The sequence below is a fragment of the Stenotrophomonas sp. STEN018 genome, from assembly GCF_056760235.1.
The window spans coordinates 1-2,900 of the sequence record NZ_JBRREK010000120.1 but is presented as its reverse complement, the minus strand read 5'-3'; the positions used below and the strand labels follow the sequence as shown (position 1 = coordinate 2,900).

At 53.1% G+C, this 2,900-nt stretch carries 2 rRNA genes; both read right to left on the bottom strand.

The features are described 5' to 3' along the window. Positions 1 to 114, bottom strand: a 5S ribosomal RNA gene (rrf, locus tag ACVOMB_RS20870); the annotation flags it as partial. A 165-nt stretch (positions 115 to 279) separates the two neighbouring features. After that, positions 280 to 2,900 (bottom strand): 23S ribosomal RNA (locus ACVOMB_RS20865); the annotation flags it as partial.

The following is a 2,900-nucleotide window of genomic DNA, read 5'->3' as shown; positions in this document are numbered from 1 at the left end:
CCTGACGATGACCTACTCTCGCACAGCTTAGGCTGCACTACCATCGGCGCGGCTACGTTTCACTTCCGAGTTCGGGATGGGATCGGGTGGTTCCATAGCGCTAATTTCATCAGGGAGACAGTTGGAGCGTCGCTCGTGTCTTCTTTCTGGAGGTATGCATGGATCTGCATGCCATCCAAGAAAGGGCCTACGGCGCCTGTCTCGCGTTTGGTCTTGTGACGTAGCGTGCAACTTGGACTCTATCGACATGTCATGTCGGCCAAGGCAACTTGAGGTTATATGGTCAAGCCTCACGGATCATTAGTATCAGTTAGCTCAATGCATTGCTGCACTTACACACCTGACCTATCAACCACATAGTCTATATGGTTCCTTTAGGGGGCTTGTGCCCCGGGAAGTCTCATCTTGAGGCGCGCTTCCCGCTTAGATGCTTTCAGCGGTTATCGCTTCCGAACATAGCTACCCGGCAATGCCACTGGCGTGACAACCGGAACACCAGAGGTTCGTCCACTCCGGTCCTCTCGTACTAGGAGCAGCCCCTCTCAAACTTCCAACGCCCATGGCAGATAGGGACCGAACTGTCTCACGACGTTCTGAACCCAGCTCGCGTACCACTTTAAATGGCGAACAGCCATACCCTTGGGACCGACTACAGCCCCAGGATGTGATGAGCCGACATCGAGGTGCCAAACACCGCCGTCGATATGAACTCTTGGGCGGTATCAGCCTGTTATCCCCGGAGTACCTTTTATCCGTTGAGCGATGGCCCTTCCATACAGAACCACCGGATCACTAAGTCCTAGTTTCCTACCTGCTTGATCCGTCGATCTTGCAGTCAAGCACGCTTATGCCTTTGCACACAGTGCGCGATGTCCGACCGCGCTGAGCGTACCTTCGAGCTCCTCCGTTACTCTTTAGGAGGAGACCGCCCCAGTCAAACTACCCACCATACACGGTCCCCGATCCAGATAATGGACCTAGGTTAGAACGTCAAGCACGACAGGGTGGTATTTCAAGGATGGCTCCACTGCAGCTAGCGCCACAGTTTCATAGCCTCCCACCTATCCTACACAGACGAACTCAACGTTCAGTGTAAAGCTATAGTAAAGGTTCACGGGGTCTTTCCGTCTTGCCACGGGAACGCTGCATCTTCACAGCGATTTCAATTTCACTGAGTCTCGGGTGGAGACAGCGCCGCTGTCGTTACGCCATTCGTGCAGGTCGGAACTTACCCGACAAGGAATTTCGCTACCTTAGGACCGTTATAGTTACGGCCGCCGTTTACTGGGGCTTCGATCAAGAGCTTCGCCTTGCGGCTGACCCCATCAATTAACCTTCCAGCACCGGGCAGGCGTCACACCCTATACGTCCACTTTCGTGTTTGCAGAGTGCTGTGTTTTTGATAAACAGTCGCAGCGGCCTGGTTACTGCGACCCTCTTCAGCTATAGCTCGCATGAGCCACCAAAAAGGGTGCACCTTCTCCCGAAGTTACGGTGCCATGTTGCCTAGTTCCTTCACCCGAGTTCTCTCAAGCGCCTGAGAATTCTCATCCTACCCACCTGTGTCGGTTTACGGTACGGTCTGCGTAAGCTGAAGCTTAGGAGCTTTTCCTGGAAGCGTGGTATCAGTGACTTCGCCTTAAAGGCTCGTCTCGGTGCTCGGTCTTAAAGAATCCCGGATTTGCCAAAGATTCAAACCTACCGCCTTTCCCCAGGACAACCAACGCCTGGTACACCTAACCTTCTCCGTCCCTCCATCGCACTTACGCGAGGTGCAGGAATATTAACCTGCTTCCCATCGACTACGCATTTCTGCCTCGCCTTAGGGGCCGACTCACCCTGCGCCGATTAACGTTGCGCAAGGAAACCTTGGGCTTTCGGCGTGCGGGTTTTTCACCCGCATTATCGTTACTCATGTCAGCATTCGCACTTCCGATACCTCCAGCAAGCTTCTCAACTCACCTTCACAGGCTTACGGAACGCTCCTCTACCGCGTACATATAAATATGCACACTCCAAGCTTCGGTTTACTGCTTAGCCCCGTTAAATCTTCCCCGCAGACCGACTCGACCAGTGAGCTATTACGCTTTCTTTAAAGGGTGGCTGCTTCTAAGCCAACCTCCTGGCTGTCTGTGCCTTTCCACATGGTTTTCCACTTAGCAGTAAATTTGGGACCTTAGCTGTGGATCTGGGTTGTTTCCCTTTTCACGACGGACGTTAGCACCCGCCGTGTGTCTCCCATACAGTCCGTCTTGGTATTCGGAGTTTGCAATGGTTTGGTAAGTCGCGATGACCCCCTAGCCATAACAGTGCTCTACCCCCAAGAGGATACATATGAGGCGCTACCTAAATAGCTTTCGAGGAGAACCAGCTATCTCCGGGTTCGATTAGCTTTTCACTCCTAATCACACCTCATCCCCTACCTTTGCAACGGGAGTGGGTTCGGGCCTCCAGTGCGTGTTACCGCACCTTCACCCTGGGCATGACTAGATCACCCGGTTTCGGGTCTACTGCCCGCGACTATGCGCCCTTATCAGACTCGGTTTCCCTTCGCCTCCCCTATACGGTTAAGCTTGCCACGAACAGTAAGTCGCTGACCCATTATACAAAAGGTACGCAGTCACTCTTTCGAGCTCCTACTGCTTGTACGCACACGGTTTCAGGATCTATTTCACTCCCCTCTCCGGGGTTCTTTTCGCCTTTCCCTCACGGTACTGGTTCACTATCGGTCGGTCAGTAGTATTTAGCCTTGGAGGATGGTCCCCCCATATTCAGACAGGGTTTCACGTGCCCCGCCCTACTCGTCTTCACTGGAATGGCCCTTTTAAATACAGGGCTATCACCTTCTATGGCCGGCTTTTCCAAACCGTTTTTCTAGAACCATACCAGCTTAAGGGCTG